The sequence below is a fragment of the Lentibacillus halophilus genome (genome assembly GCF_039522485.1).
GTDB lineage: Bacteria > Bacillota > Bacilli > Bacillales > Amphibacillaceae > Lentibacillus > Lentibacillus halophilus.
In genome coordinates, this window is the sequence record NZ_BAAADM010000008.1 from 1 (window position 1) to 20,050 (window position 20,050).

At 43.9% G+C, this 20,050-nt stretch carries 17 protein-coding genes, 7 tRNA genes and 1 rRNA gene; 24 read left to right on the forward strand and 1 reads right to left on the reverse strand.

Going from position 1 to position 20,050, the window contains the following annotated elements:
• The first annotated feature begins 223 nt into the window (after positions 1–223).
• The 23 genes from rrf (at position 224) to ABDZ72_RS01975 (ending at position 17,768) form a co-directional block, all read left to right on the forward strand.
• Positions 224–339: ribosomal RNA gene (rrf, locus tag ABDZ72_RS01865) — 5S ribosomal RNA — on the forward strand.
• A gap of 112 nt (positions 340–451) precedes the next feature.
• Positions 452–526: transfer RNA gene (locus ABDZ72_RS01870), tRNA-Asn, on the forward strand.
• A 4-nt stretch (positions 527–530) separates the two neighbouring features.
• Positions 531–603: transfer RNA gene (locus ABDZ72_RS01875), tRNA-Thr, on the forward strand.
• A 501-nt stretch (positions 604–1,104) separates the two neighbouring features.
• Positions 1,105–1,179: transfer RNA gene (locus tag ABDZ72_RS01880), tRNA-Glu, on the forward strand.
• Positions 1,180–1,234: 55 nt separating this feature from the next.
• Positions 1,235–1,310, forward strand: a tRNA-Val gene (locus tag ABDZ72_RS01885).
• Between the two features lie 176 nt (positions 1,311–1,486).
• Positions 1,487–1,562 (forward strand) — tRNA-Thr (locus tag ABDZ72_RS01890).
• A gap of 50 nt (positions 1,563–1,612) precedes the next feature.
• Positions 1,613–1,698: transfer RNA gene (locus ABDZ72_RS01895), tRNA-Tyr, on the forward strand.
• A gap of 10 nt (positions 1,699–1,708) precedes the next feature.
• A tRNA-Gln gene (locus ABDZ72_RS01900) sits at positions 1,709–1,780 on the forward strand.
• A gap of 290 nt (positions 1,781–2,070) precedes the next feature.
• On the forward strand, positions 2,071–3,360 hold the full coding sequence (locus ABDZ72_RS01905; protein ID WP_343750801.1) for a hydroxymethylglutaryl-CoA reductase, degradative: 1,290 nt from the start codon (positions 2,071–2,073) through the stop codon (positions 3,358–3,360).
• Positions 3,357–4,316, forward strand: a complete 960-nt coding sequence (gene mvk / locus ABDZ72_RS01910; RefSeq protein WP_343750802.1) for a mevalonate kinase — start codon at positions 3,357–3,359, stop codon at positions 4,314–4,316. The genes ABDZ72_RS01905 and mvk overlap by 4 nt, the downstream gene beginning before the upstream one ends.
• Positions 4,317–4,346: 30 nt before the next feature.
• Entirely contained in the window at positions 4,347–5,324 is a 978-nt protein-coding gene (mvaD, locus tag ABDZ72_RS01915; RefSeq protein WP_343750803.1) for a diphosphomevalonate decarboxylase, read from the forward strand.
• Positions 5,325–5,336: 12 nt separating this feature from the next.
• Positions 5,337–6,434, forward strand: a complete 1,098-nt coding sequence (locus tag ABDZ72_RS01920; RefSeq protein WP_343750804.1) for a phosphomevalonate kinase — start codon at positions 5,337–5,339, stop codon at positions 6,432–6,434.
• Positions 6,435–6,613: 179 nt separating this feature from the next.
• Positions 6,614–7,516: an arginase gene (rocF, locus tag ABDZ72_RS01925; protein WP_343750805.1), complete on the forward strand. Its 903-nt coding sequence runs from the start codon at positions 6,614–6,616 to the stop codon at positions 7,514–7,516.
• 328 nt (positions 7,517–7,844) lie between these two features.
• Positions 7,845–8,660: a diadenylate cyclase CdaA gene (gene cdaA, locus ABDZ72_RS01930; RefSeq protein ID WP_343750807.1), complete on the forward strand. Its 816-nt coding sequence runs from the start codon at positions 7,845–7,847 to the stop codon at positions 8,658–8,660.
• Positions 8,653–9,882 (forward strand): CdaR family protein, encoded by a 1,230-nt coding sequence (locus tag ABDZ72_RS01935; RefSeq protein ID WP_343750808.1) that lies wholly within the window; start codon positions 8,653–8,655, stop codon positions 9,880–9,882. Before cdaA ends, ABDZ72_RS01935 begins: the two co-directional genes overlap by 8 nt.
• A 62-nt stretch (positions 9,883–9,944) precedes the next feature.
• Positions 9,945–11,294, forward strand: coding sequence for a phosphoglucosamine mutase (gene glmM, locus ABDZ72_RS01940; RefSeq protein WP_343750810.1), 1,350 nt, complete (start codon positions 9,945–9,947; stop codon positions 11,292–11,294).
• Positions 11,295–11,506: 212 nt separating this feature from the next.
• Positions 11,507–12,406 carry a cation diffusion facilitator family transporter gene (locus ABDZ72_RS01945; protein ID WP_343750811.1) on the forward strand — a complete coding sequence of 300 codons (900 nt, stop codon included), beginning with the start codon at positions 11,507–11,509 and terminating at the stop codon, positions 12,404–12,406.
• Positions 12,407–12,954: 548 nt separating this feature from the next.
• On the forward strand, positions 12,955–14,757 hold the full coding sequence (glmS, locus tag ABDZ72_RS01950; protein ID WP_343750812.1) for a glutamine--fructose-6-phosphate transaminase (isomerizing): 1,803 nt from the start codon (positions 12,955–12,957) through the stop codon (positions 14,755–14,757).
• 473 nt (positions 14,758–15,230) lie between these two features.
• Positions 15,231–15,452 (forward strand): hypothetical protein, encoded by a 222-nt coding sequence (locus ABDZ72_RS01955; RefSeq protein ID WP_343750814.1) that lies wholly within the window; start codon positions 15,231–15,233, stop codon positions 15,450–15,452.
• Entirely contained in the window at positions 15,433–15,753 is a 321-nt protein-coding gene (locus ABDZ72_RS01960) for a YbjQ family protein (protein WP_343750815.1), read from the forward strand. The genes ABDZ72_RS01955 and ABDZ72_RS01960 overlap by 20 nt, the downstream gene beginning before the upstream one ends.
• Before the next feature lie 24 nt (positions 15,754–15,777).
• Complete coding sequence (locus ABDZ72_RS01965) at positions 15,778–16,167, forward strand: thiol-disulfide oxidoreductase DCC family protein (protein WP_343750817.1); 390 nt, start codon at positions 15,778–15,780, stop codon at positions 16,165–16,167.
• Entirely contained in the window at positions 16,164–17,051 is an 888-nt protein-coding gene (locus ABDZ72_RS01970; protein ID WP_343750818.1) for a TIGR01777 family oxidoreductase, read from the forward strand. Before ABDZ72_RS01965 ends, ABDZ72_RS01970 begins: the two co-directional genes overlap by 4 nt.
• A 171-nt stretch (positions 17,052–17,222) precedes the next feature.
• Complete coding sequence (locus tag ABDZ72_RS01975) at positions 17,223–17,768, forward strand: LOG family protein (RefSeq protein ID WP_425542331.1); 546 nt, start codon at positions 17,223–17,225, stop codon at positions 17,766–17,768.
• An 89-nt stretch (positions 17,769–17,857) separates the two neighbouring features.
• Here the strand turns inward: ABDZ72_RS01975 and ABDZ72_RS01980 are convergent, their stop codons facing one another.
• Positions 17,858–18,274: a universal stress protein gene (locus ABDZ72_RS01980; RefSeq protein WP_343750819.1), complete on the reverse strand. Its 417-nt coding sequence runs from the start codon at positions 18,272–18,274 to the stop codon at positions 17,858–17,860.
• A 264-nt stretch (positions 18,275–18,538) separates the two neighbouring features.
• Between ABDZ72_RS01980 and ABDZ72_RS01985 the strand changes: the two genes are divergently transcribed.
• Positions 18,539–20,017 carry a SulP family inorganic anion transporter gene (locus ABDZ72_RS01985; RefSeq protein WP_343750821.1) on the forward strand — a complete coding sequence of 493 codons (1,479 nt, stop codon included), beginning with the start codon at positions 18,539–18,541 and terminating at the stop codon, positions 20,015–20,017.
• The last annotated feature ends 33 nt before the right edge of the window (positions 20,018–20,050 follow it).

Consider the following 20,050-nt stretch of genomic DNA (forward strand, 5'->3'; position numbering starts at 1 on the left):
GATAGGTCCGGGGTGGAAGCGTGGCAACACGTGAAGCTGACGGATACTAATCGATCGAGGACTTAACCACACTTCCATATTGGAATGGCCTAACGTTCTTATTCCGTTTTCAGGGTGCAATTGAAAAAACCCTTGCATTTTTCGACGATAATCGCTATAATAATCCTTGTCCTTGATGACATCGGGTTTGGGTATCAATCATCGTCTATTGTCACAACTTAGGTCTGGCGGTATTAGCGGAGAGGACACACCTGTTCCCATGCCGAACACAGCCGTTAAGCTCTCCAGCGCCGATGGTAGTTGGGGCTTTGCCCCCGCGAGAGTAGGACGCCGCCAGGCATATTTTATATGTTTATTTATAGTTGCTGCTGATGTGATGAATAAAGCAAAACAGCTGTGAGAAGCGTATCATCACCGAAACTAAATTGTTTCACCAGCAATTTTATTTTATTCCACAGTAGCTCAGCGGTAGAGCTATCGGCTGTTAACCGATCGGTCGCAGGTTCGAATCCTGCCTGTGGAGCCATATTGCTTCCATAGCTCAGTCGGTAGAGCGCTTCCATGGTAAGGAAGAGGTCGCCGGTTCGAGTCCGGCTGGAAGCTCTTACTCAAACGTTGAAATGGCGCTGTTCTTGTTGGCAAAAAGATCAGTGTCAATTTTTTATGTAAAAGCCTTCTTGACTGGCGACTTAGGTGGCTTATATTATATAATTAGCTAAAATTATCCGGTCTTCCATATGCTAAATCAGGAGTGTTCTTATGTCTTTTCTTTTTCTTCTTGCTGCTATTGTGACGGTAATGGAAGTATTCGTAGCGGTATACCTTATAAAGAAACATAAAATGAAACTCTGGCAGTCATTGTATTCATCATTACCTGTGATTGTTGTTGTTTGGATTGCTGCATATATGTACTCTTAAAAAAACATGTGCTCTTCATAATCCGGAAGAAAGACAATCGTTCGACTTCAACAATCAATAGTTTTCTTTGACTCATTCGTCTCAGTAAAAAATTTGTCTATCCTCTTTACAAAAATGGAAATCCTGTATATAATATGATTCGTCGGTTTCCGACATTACATACATTTGAATTCTCCCGCTTTTAACGGCCCGTTGGTCAAGTGGTTAAGACACCGCCCTTTCACGGCGGTAACACGGGTTCGAATCCCGTACGGGCCACCACTTTCTTTTTGAAGATAGAAGTGAACACGTGTCTATCTCGTTGCAGAACTGATAAGGAGGATTAGCTCAGCCGGGAGAGCACTTGCCTTACAAGCAAGGGGTCGCAGGTTCGATCCCTGCATCCTCCACCATTTCGTTTGCATGAATAAACAACTAAGCAACGGAACATACTATATATGAGCTATCTGACTTGTAACTGGAAGAACCAACCGTCAATACTCACCCAATATGCTGCTATATGCAAGTTTTTAACGGGTGTGAATTCAAACCATCCATGCCATAAGAAAATGCTTTATTAATATCATATGCCGGCCTAGCTCAACTGGCAGAGCAACTGACTTGTAATCAGTAGGTTGGGGGTTCGAGTCCTCTGGCCGGCACCATATTTATTTTTTTACGTATAATTTTACAACTAACCTGTTAGAATAACTACGGAGGGGTAGCGAAGTTGGCCAAACGCGGCGGACTGTAAATCCGCTCCCTCAGGGTTCGGGGGTTCGAGTCCCTCCCCCTCCACCATATGTTAAATTGGGCTATAGCCAAGCGGTAAGGCATCGGGTTTTGATCCCGTGATTCGCTGGTTCGAATCCAGCTAGCCCAGTCCTTGTTGTTTAAAATTACTATACGAATATCCAGGATGTAATGGCACACGTTATGAATCCTGATAACATCAATGTTAAATGGGAATCGGGTTCTTCCAAGATGATTCACACCATAAAAGACTGGCACAAATGCATAATACATATTATAATGAAATAAACAAGGTCGTTATGAATGTTAACAGCCTTGTTTATTTGCATTTTATGCTGTATTTCTACATAATAGAAGCAGCAAAAAAGATAAACAAATGGTGCTGTATACCGTATAATATTGGAAAAAGGATGAGGTGGCATGAGGACATCCAGGATTCCCGGTTTTTATAATATGACGGTTGAAGATCGACGCGAATTGCTTTCGAATATGAATATTTTTACAGAAGAAGACACAGCGTACCTGTTTTCCAATGAACCGTTACCGACGACCACCGCTGATAATATGATAGAAAACGTAGTTGGTACTTTTCCACTTCCCATGGGACTGGGACTGAATTTCTTGATTAACGGCAAGGAATATGCGGTGCCGATGGCGATTGAGGAAGCGTCCGTTGTTGCTTCGGCAAGCCACATTGCCAAGATCGTCAGAAATGCCGGCGGATTTAAAACAAAAGCAAACAACCGTATCATGATTGGCCAGATCCAGGTTGTCGGGTGTGAAGATGTTCAAACAGCGAAGGAAACCATAGTAAACGAAAAAAATCGTTTGATTGATGAAGCGAATGCTGCATATCCCAGTTTAGTGAACAGAGGCGGCGGCGCAGAAGACGTGAATGTCAGAATCTTGAATGAAGATGCGGGTTCCAAATACAGTCAAATGCTCATCCTTCATATATATATTAATACGTGCGATGCGATGGGGGCAAATATTATCAACACAATGGTTGAGTCTTTGGCTCCAACTGTTGAAAATTTGACAGGCGGAAAAGTATATTTGAGAATTCTTTCCAATTATCCGGATCGTTGCCTCGCAAAGGCACGTTGTGTCATACCGCCTGAATTACTTGCAACAGAGAAATTTTCAGGCCAAAACGTACGGGATGGGATCATTCATGCATATGAATTTGCAGCATCCGATCCTTATCGGGCGGTGACGCATAATAAAGGGATTATGAATGGAATTGATCCAGTTGTCATTGCAACAGGCAATGACTGGCGGGCTGTGGAAGCCGGAGCTCATGCATATGCCGCGCGTGATGGTCACTATGGGTCGATGACGACTTGGTCTGTCGATGACGAAGGAAATCTTATCGGTGAATTGGAGCTGCCCATGGCTATTGGAACCGTCGGTGGTTCAACTCATGTTCATCCTGTTTCCAGGATAGCTCATAAATTATTAAATGTTGACTCAGCACAAGAACTTGCACAGGTTGTTGTAGCTGTCGGACTGGCCCAAAACCTCGGGGCGTTAAAGGCTTTAGCAACGGATGGAATACAGAAAGGACATATGGCTTTGCATTCCAGATCCGTAGCGATTACAGCAGGAGCCACAGGGGAGATGATAGACGTGATATCACGGCGATTGATTGAAGAAAACGAAATCCGTGTCGGAAAAGCTAAAGAATTGGTGGAAGAGTATACAAAATGAGTGCAGAAAAAGCGACAACGTCCGTACAAACAGCTACCGGCGTAGCTCATAGCAAATTCATCCTCATAGGGGAACATGCGGTTGTACACGGACAGCCGGCCATAGCTCTCCCTTTTCCATTAGTAGGGGTTGAGTCCGTCGTTGATTATGTGCCCGGATCGGTGAAACTGGATAGTACCTTCTATTATGGACCGATTGAAACAGCTCCCGATTCGCTGGACGGATTAACGAACTGTATCCGGAAAACACTGACGAAACTGGATTTGCCATGTTCCGATTTGTTAATCCGGATTAAGTCATCGATACCTCCGGGTAAAGGCCTTGGATCCAGCGCATCCGTAGCCATTGCGGTTATTCGTTCTCTTTTTGCCTATGCTGAACAGGACTACACAGAGGAGGATATTCTCGAACTAGCGGATATATCGGAGCGGTATGCCCATGGAGAGCCCAGTGGGATTGATACATTGACCATCACCTCTGAATTACCGATCTGGTATGAGAAAGACCGTCCTATGTGTCGTATTGAGCCCAAAGGTGACTTCTATTTTATTGTTGCCGACTCGGGTCGTATGGGGGATACACGTTCAGCGGTTGAATCCGTCGCTGATTTGATCAAGTCGGCACCAAAACGAATACAGTCCAAGCTGGACCGAATTGGTGAAGTGACTCATCGTGCCCGAAATGCGTTGGAAAGTGCAAGCAAGCATCTGCTTGGCCAGATGCTGAATGAGGCACAGAAAGAACTGGAGGCACTTGGTGTCAGTGACGCCGGCTTGAATAGACTGATTTATTTTGCCCGACAGGAGGGTGCCCTTGGTGCCAAATTGACAGGAGGCGGCAATGGGGGCTGTATCATTGCATTGGCCCGCAATGAAGTACACTCCAGACAGCTTAGTGAAAAACTGAAAAAATTCGGGGCGCATGCTGTATGGTCTTTCGCATTGAAAAAGAGCTGATTAAAGGGAAGATTTTAAAGGAGTAGAAACATGAAGGCAACCGCAAAAGCCCATACAAATATTGCTTTAATCAAATATTGGGGAAAACGGGACGAGTCATTGATCCTGCCTATGAACAACAGTTTGTCATTGACGTTGGATGGCTTTTATACATCGACCACCGTTGAATTCCGCAACGACTTATTGGAAGATGTTTTTTATCTAGATGACAAAACAGTTACCGGAAATGAATACTATCGGGTGACGTCTTTTCTCGATCTTATACGGAAGCAAGCGGGAAACGATGGTTTGTTTGCGGAAATTCGGTCGGCCAATCAGGTGCCGACAGCTGCAGGGTTTGCATCCTCTGCTTCGGGATTTGCTGCTCTGGCCACAGCCGCAGTAAAAGCGCTTGGATTGCCGTATAGTAATCAGGAGTTATCTGTACTCACCAGACAGGGATCAGGATCAGCGTGCCGTTCGATTTACGGTGGGTTTGTCGAATGGCAGCAAGGAACCAAGGCAGACGGAACCGACTCGTATGCTGTCCAGGTGGCGAACGCCAACGATTGGGATATACGGGTGGCAGCCGTTGTTCTATCTTCAGACGCAAAAAAAGTATTAAGCAGAGAAGGCATGAAACGAACGGTGGAGACCTCACCATTTTATTCAGGTTGGCTGGAAAGTGTCCCCTCGGATCTTCAAGCAATCAAAGCTGGAATTAAGGAAAAAGATTTTGAACAAGTCGGGTCGATATCTGAGGCGAACTGTTTGCGCATGCATGCGACAACATTGGGTGCTAATCCACCGTTTATGTATTGGCAAAGCACTACATTTCTTATTATGGAAGCCGTCCGTGCTTTGAGAGCTGATGGGATTTCGGCTTATTTTACGATTGATGCCGGCCCGAATGTGAAGGTGCTCTATATGCCAAAAGATGAAGAAGCCGTCCAGCATAAGCTTCGTTCGGTTCCTGGTGTTCGTAATGTTATTGTAAGCAGACCTGGCTCGGGAATATCCTGCATGTAGGAGTTGAACGTATTGTCTAATTCGCCATTAACGGCACGCGTCCCCGGCAAACTGATGATTGCAGGGGAATTTGCTGTGCTTGAGCCATATCAGAAGCTCGCTGTCATGGCTGTCGACCGTTTTGTTTATGCAACGCTGGAAGAAAAGGGAGAGAATCTTGTTTCGCTGGATGCGTATGATTTGCGCGGCTTGGCGTGGACGTACAAGGCAGGTGCCGTCGATGTGAAAACGGATGATTCCCGTATCTCTTTTATTGAGAATGCAATGTCCGTTGTTTATACTTATTTGCTTGAGAATCATGTTACGCCAAACTATTTTCATCTATCTATACGAAGTGAGCTGGATGATGCATCTGGTCGAAAATACGGTCTGGGCTCGAGTGCGGCGGCTGTTACATCAGTCGTTTATATTATGCTTGCCAAATATCTTTGCGAAAAACCATCTGAGCCGTTGGTTTTCAAGCTGGCGGCTATGTCACATGTCTTAACGCAGGGGAGCGGTTCCGGCGCAGACGTTGCTGCATCGTCCTACGGGGGATGGCTGGAATATTCATCATTTCAGGCGGATTGGCTGACGACGATGTATGAACAAACAGACAGTATCACGGAACTTGTGGAAAAGGACTGGCCCTATTTTTCCATAACCCCCATTGATCTCCCGGAAGATATTCATATGTGCATTGGCTGGACAGGGTCACCTGCGTCAACATCGGAGTTGGTCGGGAAAATTTCTACGCTGAAACGGTCTTGCCCTGCTGTATATAATGATTTTTTAAGCAACAGTCAACAAGCTGTCACTACGTTTTTGCATGGCTTTCAAACAGGAGAATCTGCATCGGTTATTGAAGGAATTAGACAAAACAGAAACGCTCTGGAATCACTTGGAAAAAACGCTGATACTGCTATTGAAACCCCCACACTTACCACGCTGTGTGACCTTGCCGAGGCGTTCGGAGGTGCAGGCAAACCATCCGGTGCAGGAGGTGGTGACTGTGGAATTGCTTTTATGCCATCGAAAGAAAAAGCCAAACAATTGTTGCAGACATGGAAGGAAGCAGGTATCAAACCGCTGGATATGCATCCGTGCAAAACGGGTGCTTCACTCGTATAGCAGGCCGTCCAATGCATGACATGACGGGCCTGCTTTTTTAATTTCAACACTATGGTGCCTAAGGGGTCGGTGTCCATTCTCTTTGTCCAATATCCCTTATGCATATATATACAATATGATGTCGAGTTGAGTCATTGTTTTTCTTTTAGCTATAATAAGGCAAGAGGGGGGCAAGCATTATGAATCAATCAATATCCATTATTGGTGTACCAATGGATCTTGGTCAAAACAGACGCGGTGTTGATATGGGCCCGAGCGCTATCCGTTATGCTGGAATTATAGAACGGTTGGAGAACTTAAAGATCCATATCGCGGATTTGGATGATGTCCCGGTGTCCCGACCGGATACTCGGAAAGAAGTAAAAGATGGTCACTTGCTGAATTTGCAGCAAGTGGCAGACAGTAACTGGAAACTTGCCGAAATGGTGGATCAGGAAATAACAAAAAACCGTTTTCCATTGGTGCTTGGCGGCGATCACAGTATTGCTATCGGCAGTCTTGCGGGTGCAGCCAAACATAATGATAATCTAGGTGTTATTTGGTATGACGCGCATGGCGATCTAAATACAGTAGATACATCGCCTTCAGGAAATATACACGGGATGCCGCTTGCAGTCAGTCTTGGCATCGGCGAAGAAAAACTCACGTCGATTTTTGGTTATACACCTAAAGTGAAACCTGAGAATATCGTCATCATCGGGGCACGTTCGCTTGATCCCGGCGAAAAAGAGTTGATTCGGGATAAAGGGATTACGGTTTACTCAATGCATGAAATTGACCGGCTTGGGATGTCGCAAGTGATGAATAATACGATTTCCTATTTACGGGAACAAACAGATGGTGTCCATTTAAGTCTTGACTTGGATGGCCTTGATCCGGAAGAAGCACCTGGGGTCGGCACACCGGTCATTGGCGGACTGACCTATCGTGAAAGTCATTTGGCAATGGAAATGTTGGCTGAAGCCGATATCCTTACATCAGCCGAATTTGTAGAAGTGAATCCCATCCTTGACGATCAAAATAAAACGGCCACTATGGCGGTTGGCCTGATGGGGTCGCTGTTTGGTGAAAAACTGAAGTAATATGTAAACAAAACATTGCTGTTAAAGGCATCCATTTGCTGGATGTCTTTGTGTATCCCCTGAATGTATTCCTCTTTTTATATATGGAATACTTAACCACAAATGCAGACCGAAGTTGGCAGTCACCCCACCCATAACTAGATAGAAAAGCCCCTTCATACATGCTTCAAATGTGGAACCAATCAACCGGGTGAATAACCTGTTTGGATGAGAGGTTACACTTCATTTTTACGCTTATAAATAAACATGATACACTTAGATATGTGATATAATAAGAATGGCTGCGTAGAAAACTGCAGCGTACATATGTGCGGAAGGAAGTGTGAACGTGCTTGATGGGGGATTTTTGGGTTTGCTTCGAATCGGCGTGGACATAGCGCTGGTCTGGTATGTTATGTATAAATTAATCATGCTGATCAGAGGCACCAAGGCAATTCAGCTTTTAAAGGGAATTGTCATTGTATTGCTCGTCTGGGCGTTCAGCAGTGTATTTGAGCTGCATACCATTCAATATATGACCAACCAAGCTATCCGATGGGGCTTTGTGGTTATTATCATCTTATTTCAACCTGAATTGCGGCGGGCATTGGAACAACTCGGCCGTGGGAATATTTTCTCGCGGAGTTCGAGTTCTGAAGAAGAATTGATTGAGCAGAAAGTGGAAGCGATTGTTCAATCATGTCAATATATGGCTAAGCGACGGATAGGTGCATTAATCTCCATTGAACGTGAAACAGGACTTGGCGATTATGCCGAAACTGGTATCCCGATAAACGGAAATTTAACGCACCAATTGCTGACCAATATCTTCACGCCCAACACACCTCTTCACGATGGAGCGGTTATTATTAAAGATCAAGAAATTTTTGCTGCCGCTTGTTATTTGCCTTTATCTGAAAGCCCGTTTATTTCAAAGGAACTTGGAACGAGACATAGAGCCGCAATGGGCATCAGTGAAGTTACGGATGCGATTACCATTGTTGTATCCGAAGAAACAGGCAGCATATCCTTTACGGAAAATGGCGAACTGAAGCGAAATCTGGATAAGGATGGGTTACGTCGTTATCTGCGGCAGAAACTATCCCAGTCATTAAAAGCCTCTGAATCCAAGTCGCGTCATCATAAGGGGGAAGAGAATGGATAATTGGTTTAAGAGCAGATGGTTTGTCCGTGCCATTTCCTTAGCTTTTGCCGCTGCATTATACATGTTTGTACAGATCGAAAGTGATCAGTACCAAAATGAATCGCGGTTACCGTCGAATGCGAATGCAGACATACAGACAATTGAAAACGTCCCGGTCAATATACGGATCGATGAAGACGAATTTGTTGTCAGTGGTGTGCCTGAGGTTGCAGCTGTTTCGCTTGAAGGATCAATCGGCACATTAACAACGACGGCTCGAAATCAGAACTTTGATTTATATGTTGATCTTGAAGACATGGACCCAGGCACGCATACCGTTGATCTGAAACATACCGGTATTCCGGATGACCTGAATGTCTATATCGAACCAAAGACCATTGAGGTAACGATAGAAGAGCGTGCGTCCAAAACGTTTCCAGTAACGGTTGACTATATTAAAACGGATGAGCTCCCAAAAGGTTATCAAATTGACAGCGCACAAGCTGACCCGGAGCAAGTGATGATAACAACTTCCAAAGACGTCATTGACCAAATTGCCATTATTAAAGCATTTGTCGATGTCTCAGAGCAAAAGGAATCGATAGATAGTCGCGAGGTGCCCGTAAAGGTATATGATGCCAGTGGAAATGAATTAAATGCACGAGTAGAGCCACCCAATACCAATGTTTCAGTTCAAATCAGTCATGCAAGCAAATCGGTTCCGGTAAGTGTGGAAACGACCGGCGAGTTGCCAGATGGGTATTCGTTGGCTTCCAAATCGGCTGGTGTAAAAAACGTGACAGTGTATGCCGAAAGTGACACCCTGCAAAAAATAGAGAAGGTTTCGACTGAAAAGATCAATTTAGCAGATATAACAGAGTCAGGGACGATTAATGCAACATTGGATTTACCAGATGATGTCACCACTGTTTCGGGTAAAGATACTGTTCAGGTGACCATTAAACTGGATCGGTCTAAAACGGTTAAAAATGTTCCAATCAACGTAGAAAACCTTGATGATGGACAAGATATTTCGTTTATCAATCCGGAGAGTCCGAAGATGGATCTTACTGTAACAGGTAGTCAAACCAGTGTCAGTAAAGTTTCTAAAGACGATTTCCATATTTCGTTGAATGCAGCGAAACTTGAAAAAGGTCAACACGACGTTGCCATTTCCGTAAAAGGTCCTGATTTAGTCGATATAAGCGGAAAACAGAAAGAAGCAACGATTAAAATTTCGTGAATGACGCATTCATGGCAATGGCTTTGATGTATGGTGAAACGGATGTAAAGGAGAGGTACAATATGGGAAAGTATTTTGGAACAGATGGTGTCAGAGGAATAGCCAATACGGAATTGACCTCGGAATTAGCATATAAATTGGGTCGATTCGGTGGTTATGCTCTGACAAAAGGCGCAGAAAAACCCAAAGTTTTAATTGGTCGGGATCCACGGGTATCCGGACATATGCTGGAGGGAGCTCTTGTTTCCGGATTGCTGTCCATTGGTGCGGAAGTGATGCGTCTGGGGGTTATCTCCACACCGGGAGTCGCCTATTTGACCAAGGCAATAAATTCGGAGGCAGGTGTCATGATTTCTGCTTCTCATAACCCGATGGAAGATAACGGTATTAAATTTTTCGGCCCGGATGGTTTTAAATTATCAGATGCGGAGGAAGGAGAAATCGAGCGTCTTATGGATGAAGAGGATCATCTTCCACGCCCATCCGGTGCTGATATCGGTGTGGTGAACAATTATTTTGAAGGCGGGCAGAAGTACCTCTCCTTCCTGAAAGATTCGATTGATAATGATTTTGATGGGTTGGAAATTGCATTGGACTGCGCCCATGGTTCGACATCCAGTCTGGCTGCCCATCTATTTGCTGACCTTGAGGCGGAAATACACTCAATTGGCGCATCACCGGATGGTCTGAACATTAATGATGGTGTCGGTTCCACCCAGCCGGAAGCTTTACAGAAATTCGTGAAAGAAAAAGGCGTTGATGCCGGCCTTGCTTTTGATGGCGACGGTGATCGTCTGATTGCTGTTGATGAATATGGGTCTATTGTTGATGGTGATCAGATTATGTATATTTGCGCTAAACATATGAATGAAAAAGGTATACTCCGGCATCAAACGGTCGTTTCGACTGTCATGAGCAATCTCGGCTTTTATAAGGCGCTGGAAGACAATGGAATGCGAAGCGATAAAACGTTTGTCGGTGACCGTTATGTTATAGAAGAGATGCGTAAAGGTGATTATAACCTAGGTGGCGAACAGTCCGGACACGTCATTTTTCTTGATCATAATACAACGGGTGACGGAATGTTAACGGCTTTGCAGTTAGTGAATGTTATGAAGGAAACAGGGAAACCATTGTCAGAGCTTGCTAGCGAAATGGATATTTATCCGCAAGTGCTTCAAAATGTCCGGGTTATCGACAAACATCAAGCAATGACCAATCAGCGGATACAGGAGACGATAGATGACGTGGAAAAAGAAATGGGCGGAGAAGGTCGTGTACTCGTCCGTCCATCCGGCACTGAACCGCTTGTGCGTGTCATGGTGGAAGCCCCGACGAAAGAAGAATGCGGGAAATACGCTTCCAAAGTTGCCTCGGTCATTGAAAGTCTTCTAGGGATGAAAGAAGAATAATCGGTAGAGCTCCTCCGTGCATAGGAGGAGCTCTTTTACATGATATGTTTTACCTTAGGAAACAGTCTTGCACGAGGAAGATTAAAATGGACAATGCGAATATTTCTTAATTTCCCCAAGAAGGTTGCCATAGACCCATGTGATCCCGGTTTGTTATGATAAAGAAACTGTTTTTCGTTCTTTATTGTTCGTGTGTAGGGGGTATATGGGTAATGGATCAGAAACAACGCAATCGTAAGGCACAAACGGCTTCTTGGGTGGGTATTGCCGGGAATGTGCTATTGGCTGTAATAAAAGGTATAGCCGGATGGGTATCAGGAAGCCGGGCTTTGATTGCTGATGCGGCCCATTCCGCCTCAGATGTTGTCAGTTCGATAGCTGTTCTTGCCGGTATACGGTATGCGGATAAGCCACCGGACAAAGAACATCCCTATGGACACGGGAAGGCAGAAAATGTGGCAGCCATCATTGTCTCCATAATGTTGATTCTGGCCGGACTTGAAATTGCTTGGTCATCCATCCAAGTGTTTTGGAGTGAACGACCGTCAGCACCAACAGAAATTGCCCTGATAGCGATTACTATTTCTATTATTTCCAAAGAGGCGCTTTATCAATACAAATACCGGCTCGGAAAACGAATCAATAGTCCTGCATTAGTGACCGACGCTTGGCACCATCGTTCGGATTCATTGTCATCGCTCGGTGTTTTGTTTGGCGTCGGCGGGGCAATGATCGGGGAATGGATTGGTTGGAGTCAGCTCGTATATCTCGATCCCATAGCTGGTATTGTGGTGGCATTGCTTATTATCATCCTCGGCTATACTATGGCACGCGAATCCATTGACTTGATGTTGGAGAATGTGCTTGACGATGAAAAAAGCAGGCGGTTCATTCTGACGGCACAACATGTGTCAGGCGTAAAGCAGATTGATGAAATACGGGCAAGAGTTCATGGTTCTTACGTTGTTGTTGACCTGAAAATTAGTGTGGATGCTTCTCTTGATGTTGAAAATGCACACGATATCTCAAAAAATGTAAAAAATAAACTGATGCATGACCATAATGATGTCAATGACGTTCTGGTTCACATTAACCCCTATTCACCTGACTGAGCGTCATGGCATCTAGCAAAATAAACAGATATGGATGGGTCAACAGCCCATCCATCGTTTTCAGCCTGTTATGTTTTCCTGCTTTCGTAACAATTGACTCTTTTCAATGGTACTAAAATCCATTCCGGGTGAACAATTTTTTGCTGGGAACATAAACTAACGACATACAGAACCATTGCAAAAAAATAATTGACTAAGATCTCATTTTTCAATTAAAATTAAAAAGCCTGTTTATCATTAAATGAGGCAGCATGTATTCAAACAAAGAAAGGTGGGTAGTTTTTAACGAACGATTCAAAAGCGCCTGAACTATTTTCAGATCGATGAGGAAAATAGTTGACGAGGTGGAGGTTATCGAATGTTTCGGCGGATACCTCCCGATTGCCCATCCCAATCGTGATGCTTGTTTCCGAAAACAATGAGGCAACTTGTTGTACAAGGAAAAAGCAGGATGGATACAAAACAATCACGAGAAAGGGGCAGCAATACGCCCCTATAAAAATAGTTGGTCGTTTGTTGTCCCTTCATCGCAAGGAGGACACAACGATATGTGTGGAATTGTAGGCTATATTGGTGCACATGATACGAAAGAAATATTATTGAACGGCTTGGAAAAACTGGAATACCGTGGCTATGATTCAGCAGGTATGGCCGTTATGAATAATCAGGAATTGAAACGTTTTAAAGTCAAAGGACGCATTGCCGCATTGCGTGAGCGTGTTCCGGATATACGCACCGCAACAATGGGAATCGGCCATACGCGCTGGGCGACACATGGGATGCCAAGCGAAGAAAACGCCCATCCGCATACAAGCGCAACTGGAAGGTTTACCATTGTTCATAATGGTGTCATTGAAAACTACCTTGATTTAAAAAACGAATACTTGCCTGATACCGAACTCCTCAGCAAAACAGACACAGAAATTATTGTACAGCTGATGGAGAAAAACTGTGACGAGACGCAAAGCACGGTGGAGGCATTTCGTGAAACCATTCGTATGCTGAAAGGTTCGTATGCTATTGGGCTTATTGATGCCGAAGATGAGGATACGATGTTTGTTGCTAAAAACAAAAGTCCGTTGCTGATCGGTCTTGGTGATGGTTTTAATGTGATTGCCAGTGATTCGATGGCTACATTAAAAGAAACCGACCAATACCTGGAAATAAATGATCGGGAAATGGTTCTTGTAACCCGTCATGCGGCTGAAATTCAAAAACTCGATGGTTCCATTGTTGAGCGCGAACCGTTTACGGCTCAAATGGATGTACGTGACACGGAAAAAGGCACATATCCGCATTTTATGTTAAAGGAAATAGATGAACAGCCGTTTGTCATGCGCAAGATCATTCAAAAATATCAGGATGAGAATAATCATTTAAAACTTGACGGGGATATACGGCGAGCGATGCAAACATGTGACAGGGTTTATATTATCGCAGCCGGTACCAGTTACCATGCAGGATTGGTTGGTAAGCAATTTATAGAAAAACTGTCTAACATCCCGGTTGAAGTCCATGTAGCGAGTGAATTCTCTTACAACATGCCATTGCTGTCGGATCGCCCATTATTTGTGTTCATTTCCCAAAGCGGCGAGACAGCTGACAGCCGTTCCGTTTTAGTTCAAATAAAAGAAATGGGACATCCGGCACTGACAATCACGAACGTGCCAGGATCCACTCTTTCTCGTGAAGCGGATTATACGTTAAACTTGCACGCCGGGCCGGAAATTGCCGTTGCTTCGACCAAAGCCTATACGGCACAAATGGCTGTGCTGGCCATTTTGGCAGTGGATACAGCTCGGGCTAAAGAAATTGCACTGGATTTTGACCCCATGCAGGAGTTGGCCATCGCCGCCAATGCCATGGAGTCACTGACAGATCAAAAAGAAACCTTTGACGAGCTTGTCCGGGATAACTTCGGAACAACGCGCAATGCCTTTTTCATCGGAAGAAGCACAGACTATTTTGTCTGCTTGGAGGGAGCACTGAAATTGAAAGAAATCTCCTACATTCAGGCAGAAGGCTTTGCCGGTGGTGAATTGAAGCATGGAACGCTTGCTTTGATTGAAGAGGACACTCCGGTCATTGCACTGGCAACACAGGAAAATGTCAATGATTCTATCCGCAGCAACGTGCAGGAAGTTGCTGCACGTGGTGCCAATGCTATGGTGATCAGTATGCATGGATTAGAGCAGGATACCGATGCCTTTGTAATTCCGCATGTCCATGAACTGCTTACGCCTTTAGTCGGCGTTGTCCCAATGCAGCTGCTCGCCTATTACGCAGCACTGCACCGCGGGTGTGACGTTGATAAACCACGAAATCTGGCCAAAAGTGTAACGGTGGAATAGATATATGTTATGCATGGCTGATGCAGATTTGAAATAAAGTTTCGATGTTTCCCCCTTTGGATATGGTCTGAAGGGGGTGTTTGTGATAGGGAAAAATATAGAGAAAATCGTCTCTGTACATTGATCATATGATTGAAAATTATGAAAGTTTTAATCAATCCACGCTTTTGTTAGAATCGTTTATAAATGCATATGTGTGCCGGGAGGGTGAGTTATGCGTTTTGGTGGCTCCATATTGAGAGTGGCTGTACTGATCATGGTTATTGCTGCCTTTATCACGCATTAACGGGCTGTAATACCCCCACCTCTAAACGTCGTTAACCCAAATACATAAAGGTGGTGGATAAACAGCCCGTATATTCCTGATTCGTTCAACTAACATTCAGTGGAGAGGAAGGAACCCTCACTGAATGAAGTTTCACTTTATCGGTTGGGCGTTTTTTGGTTGGGATTTTTAAATAAAGGAGAAGCTTATGATTTGGTTTGGAGTTATTTTGATACCGACAGCTGTCATTGTCTTTATTTTATCGAATATCATATCCTTTTTTATAATTAATATATCCGTCAGTCTCATTCTTTTTATCAGTTCCATTATCATCGCAGTGTTAGCTGTTCTTTTCATTTTTATCGGTGTTTTAAAGGATAGAATAAAGGAAAAAAAGGAGGAAGACCAAGATGATCTTAGTCAATACTGAAACGGTTCCTGGATCCGACATAACGGAAGTGCACGGAATGGTTCGAGGCAATATTGTTCAAGCAAAAAATGTCGGAAAAGATCTTGTCGCTGGTTTCAGAAATGTCGTGGGTGGAGAAATGAAGGAATATACAGAAATGCTGACCGAGTCCAGACAAAAGGCGACACAGCGAATGGTTCAGGAAGCAGAAAAATTAGAAGCCGACGCGGTCGTTAATGTTCGTTTTGTCACGTCACAGGTTGCCAGTGGGGCGGCAGAACTTTTGGTGTACGGAACTGCGGTCAATATTCAAAAGAGATAATTCTAAACTCGGGGGTTTTGCCCTATGAATCCCATCATTCTATTTGATGGCGAATGCCATTTTTGTGACCGGAGCGTTCAGTTCATTATAAAAAGAGATAAGAAAGCTGTTTATAAATTTGCGTCTATACAGAGTGATGTCGGCCAAAGGATTTTAGACAAATGGGATGCCCCTTCGGACGTCGACAGTCTGGTTTATGTTTCAGACTGTAACTATTACGTTAAATCGTCAGCAGCGCTAAGGATTTGTAAACATTTAAAAGGGTTATGGAAATTATGCTTTCTCTTGTTGGTGGTGCCAAAACCGTTACGTGATCCATTGTATACAGTCATCGCAAAGAATAGGTACAAATGGTTCGGGAAAAAAGACAATTGTTCGCTGCCATCTCCTGAAATGAGGGATCGATTTTTATGAAGAAAGTGATTTTGGCAGGAGGAACCGGATTCATCGGCAACTATTTTAAAGAACAATTTATGGAACGAGGGTATGACGTACATATCATATCACGGCATCCTAGTTATATTTCCTGGAATGATGAGTCAGCAATCATAGACGTATTGGAAGGCGCGGAGCTTTTAGTCAATCTTGCTGGTAAATCTGTCAATTGCCGATACAACGAAAAAAATAAGAATGACATTATGAATTCCAGACTAGAAACAACCAGCATACTTGGCGAAGCTATCTTATCTTGTGACAACCCGCCTAACGTTTGGATGAATTCGAGTACAGCAACCATTTACCGACATGCGGAGGATCGTCCGATGACAGAGGAAAATGGCGAGATTGGTACGGGATTCTCGGTTGATGTCGCTGTCAATTGGGAGAAAACCTTCTTTAGCTTTGACTTGCCTGAAACAAGACAAATGGCTTTGCGCACGGCGATTGTGTTAGGTGAAAATGGCGGCGTTATGACTCCCTATCGGAACTTAGTTAAATTTGGGCTTGGCGGTGCACAGGGGACGGGCAATCAAACATTCAGCTGGATACATATAGAAGATTTATTTCAGATTGTTCTTTTTCTCAAGGACAGAAGTGACTGCAGTGGTGTGTTTAATTGTTCTGCCCCCAACCCAGTCAGTAATCAAGAGCTGATGAGGGAACTGCGAACGGTGATGACTATACCGCTGGGACTGCCCTCCCCTAAATGGCTGCTTGAAATGGGTGCTGTCTTTATCAGGACTGAAACGGAATTGATACTGAAAAGCCGTTGGATTGTTCCGGAAAAATTGTTGAATAAAGGTTACACATTTACGTTTGAAACACTTCACCAGTCGTTGCAAGATATCCTGCAAGAATGATTCATTACCAAAAAATCGCGATAAACAAACTTATAAAGTGAAAGGCAGTGTTAGATAATATGTAAAAATAATGGCTTAATACAGTTTGGGTGCTTGTAGCGGCTATGTCTATACTGATCGGCTGATTATTGAAAGGTTCATCAATTTAACACCTGTTTGGAGAGGATGTTCATGGAACGTTTGGCTGTTTTTTGTGGATCCAGCGAAGGAGCTTCAGATAAATATAAACAAGGAGCTGTTCAGCTTGGAAAAGCATTGGCGAAAAAAGGGATAACGCTTGTGTACGGCGGTTCAAGTGTCGGATTGATGGGAGCGGTGGCTAATGCGTCCCTGGAAAACGGTGGACAAGCCATTGGCGTAATTCCCGAGATGTTAAAGGACCGAGAATTGGCGCATCCCGATTTAACGGAATTATATATTGTCCAGTCCATGCAGGAGCGAAAAGCAAAAATGACCGAATTAGCGGATGGTTTTATCGCTCTGCCGGGAGGGCCGGGGACATTGGAGGAATTTATGGAAATCTTCACATCAGCTCAGCTGGGGATCCATGACAAACCTTTTGGACTCCTGAACACGAACCATTATTATGACCCTCTCATATCCCTTTTTAATCATATGGCCGATCAGCAATTTCTGGGTGAAACATATCGTTCGCTTGCTCTTGTAGACGCATCGCCCGAATCTCTGATTATAAAATTAAGTGCTGCCAACTGTTAAAACGTTTGATAACAATGGTGAACGAACGTTTGCATTGGAGCAGCGGCTTAAGCCGTTTACCTTTTAATTAATTAATTATCTTTGTACGCTTATTTCACAATCATGACAGGGCAATCCACGCGCTTAGCTACCTTGTGACTGACACTCCCCAATACCATTTCCTGCAGTGTATTTAATCCACGGCTTCCTATGGTAACAACATCGTATTGATGGTCATTGGCATAGTTGACGATGGTGGGTCCTGGTTCGCCATGGAGAAAGACCACGTCATACGTGATATTGGCATGCTTTGCTTTTTGTTCAATCATTGCCAGTTTTTCTTTACGCTTTTGCGATGTGTCTTTTCCCCAGTTATCAATGACTTGTTCTTTGGAGTCCTTCTCGTCAATGACGTAAATGATATCAACTTGAGCATGTTGGTTGTAGCTTGCCAGTTCCATGGCTTTTTCCCCTGCGCGAATAGCGTGTTCTGAGCCGTCCGCTGCTAAAAGAATCTTCTTAAACATTAGATATTCCCTCCAGCCTCAACTTTAAAACGATGGGTTATGACAGTTTAATTATTTTTACATTTTAACTATTATAGCATGACGTATGACCATGAAGCATTATGTACAAGGAACCAAACGAAAAATAAAGGAAAATGATAATGATCACGTTTTCAAAGGCTTCACAAATACCTTAAAACAAGATATAATACGTTTTGTTCACAACGGTCCCGACTTTCATGAGAGTTGAAAGTCATCATATACTAAATTAGAAAGAGGTGCTTCATGAACAGTAACACCATTCAATCGTCGTGGTTCGGCAACATCAAAGGTGATGTTCTGGCTGGAATGGTCGTAGCAATGGCGTTGATACCTGAGGCGATTGCTTTTTCAATTATTGCCGGTGTTGATCCGATGGTCGGACTGTATGCATCATTTTGTATTGCTGTTGTTACGGCTTTTGTCGGTGGACGGCCGGGTATGATTTCTGCAGCAACAGGTGCAACAGCATTATTAATGGTTACATTGGTCGCCGAGCATGGATTGCAATACTTACTGGCAGCTACGATTTTAACCGGGGTATTGCAAATTTTAATGGGCGTTCTCAAGCTTGGACGTTTAATGAAATTTGTCCCGCGCTCGGTTATGGTCGGTTTTGTAAACGCCCTGGCTATTTTGATTTTTACCGCACAGCTCACCCATTTCAAAGGGGAGTCCTGGTCGATGTATGCCATGGTTGGCGGCGCGTTAGCTATTATTTATATTCTTCCCCGCTTTACAAAAGCCGTCCCATCACCACTGGTAGCAATCATTGCTGTTACCGTTATCGCAATTATGACAGGCAGCGAGGTCCGTACAGTAGGCGATATGGGAGAATTAACACAGGCGTTGCCATTTTTCCTTATACCGGACATTCCTTTAAATTTCGAAACGCTGCAAATTGTTTTTCCATATTCTTTGTCCATTGCGATTGTAGGACTTGTGGAATCATTACTGACAGCGTCCATTGTCGATGATATGACCGATTCGACCAGTGATAAAAACAAGGAAGCCAAAGGTCAAGGAATGGCGAATATGGTATCGGGGTTCTTTGGCGGCATGGCAGGTTGTGCGATGATTGGTCAGTCGGTTATTAACGTGAAGTCAGGTGGAAGAGGCCGACTGTCTGCATTAACAGCAGGTGTGTTCCTGATGGTATTAATCATGCTGTTAAACGACTTTTTAGTAAAAATTCCGATGGCTGCACTGGTCGGTGTCATGATTATGGTGTCCATTGGTACATTTGAGTGGTCATCGCTAAGGACGATTCATAAAGCACCGCTCAGTGATACAGTAGTTATGATAGCTACCGTCGTCACCGTTTTGCTGACACATGATCTGTCAAAAGGCGTTTTGGTCGGAATTATTTTAAGTGCGATTTTCTTCGCAGCTAAAATTTCCAAAGTAAACGTTACTGAATTGGCGTCCGATGCAGCTGCTAAAAAAGTCTATCGCGTATCAGGACAATTGTTTTTTGCTTCAGTAACGGAATTTGTAGAAAGCTTTGATTTTAACGAGTTTGTTGAAGACGTTAAATTAGACTTAACACACGCGCATCTTTGGGATGATTCAGCCGTTGGTGCGATTGATAAAGTCGTGATGAAATATGAACAAAACGGTGTGAAAGTCCAATTAAGCGGGTTGAATGAGGAAAGTAATAAACTGCTGGAAAAACTGACAACTCGTCCAAAAACCGAGAACCTGAAAGATGTCATCAATGAATAATAACTTAAAAAAAAGCATCCATGCTCGATTGAA

What these genes read in the sequence shown, in the direction of transcription:
- ABDZ72_RS01905 (WP_343750801.1), top strand. Translation starts at nt 2,071, where the DNA reads ATGAGGACATCCAGGATTCCCGGTTTTTATAATATGACGGTTGAAGAT.
- mvk (WP_343750802.1), top strand. Translation starts at nt 3,357, where the DNA reads ATGAGTGCAGAAAAAGCGACAACGTCCGTACAAACAGCTACCGGCGTA.
- mvaD (WP_343750803.1), top strand. Translation starts at nt 4,347, where the DNA reads ATGAAGGCAACCGCAAAAGCCCATACAAATATTGCTTTAATCAAATAT.
- rocF (WP_343750805.1), top strand. Translation starts at nt 6,614, where the DNA reads ATGAATCAATCAATATCCATTATTGGTGTACCAATGGATCTTGGTCAA.
- ABDZ72_RS01935 (WP_343750808.1), top strand. Translation starts at nt 8,653, where the DNA reads ATGGATAATTGGTTTAAGAGCAGATGGTTTGTCCGTGCCATTTCCTTA.
- glmM (WP_343750810.1), top strand. Translation starts at nt 9,945, where the DNA reads ATGGGAAAGTATTTTGGAACAGATGGTGTCAGAGGAATAGCCAATACG.
- ABDZ72_RS01945 (WP_343750811.1), top strand. Translation starts at nt 11,507, where the DNA reads ATGGATCAGAAACAACGCAATCGTAAGGCACAAACGGCTTCTTGGGTG.
- glmS (WP_343750812.1), top strand. Translation starts at nt 12,955, where the DNA reads ATGTGTGGAATTGTAGGCTATATTGGTGCACATGATACGAAAGAAATA.
- ABDZ72_RS01955 (WP_343750814.1), top strand. Translation starts at nt 15,231, where the DNA reads ATGATTTGGTTTGGAGTTATTTTGATACCGACAGCTGTCATTGTCTTT.
- ABDZ72_RS01960 (WP_343750815.1), top strand. Translation starts at nt 15,433, where the DNA reads ATGATCTTAGTCAATACTGAAACGGTTCCTGGATCCGACATAACGGAA.
- ABDZ72_RS01965 (WP_343750817.1), top strand. Translation starts at nt 15,778, where the DNA reads ATGAATCCCATCATTCTATTTGATGGCGAATGCCATTTTTGTGACCGG.
- ABDZ72_RS01970 (WP_343750818.1), top strand. Translation starts at nt 16,164, where the DNA reads ATGAAGAAAGTGATTTTGGCAGGAGGAACCGGATTCATCGGCAACTAT.
- ABDZ72_RS01975 (WP_425542331.1), top strand. Translation starts at nt 17,223, where the DNA reads ATGGAACGTTTGGCTGTTTTTTGTGGATCCAGCGAAGGAGCTTCAGAT.
- ABDZ72_RS01980 (WP_343750819.1), bottom strand. Translation starts at nt 18,274, where the DNA reads ATGTTTAAGAAGATTCTTTTAGCAGCGGACGGCTCAGAACACGCTATT.
- ABDZ72_RS01985 (WP_343750821.1), top strand. Translation starts at nt 18,539, where the DNA reads ATGAACAGTAACACCATTCAATCGTCGTGGTTCGGCAACATCAAAGGT.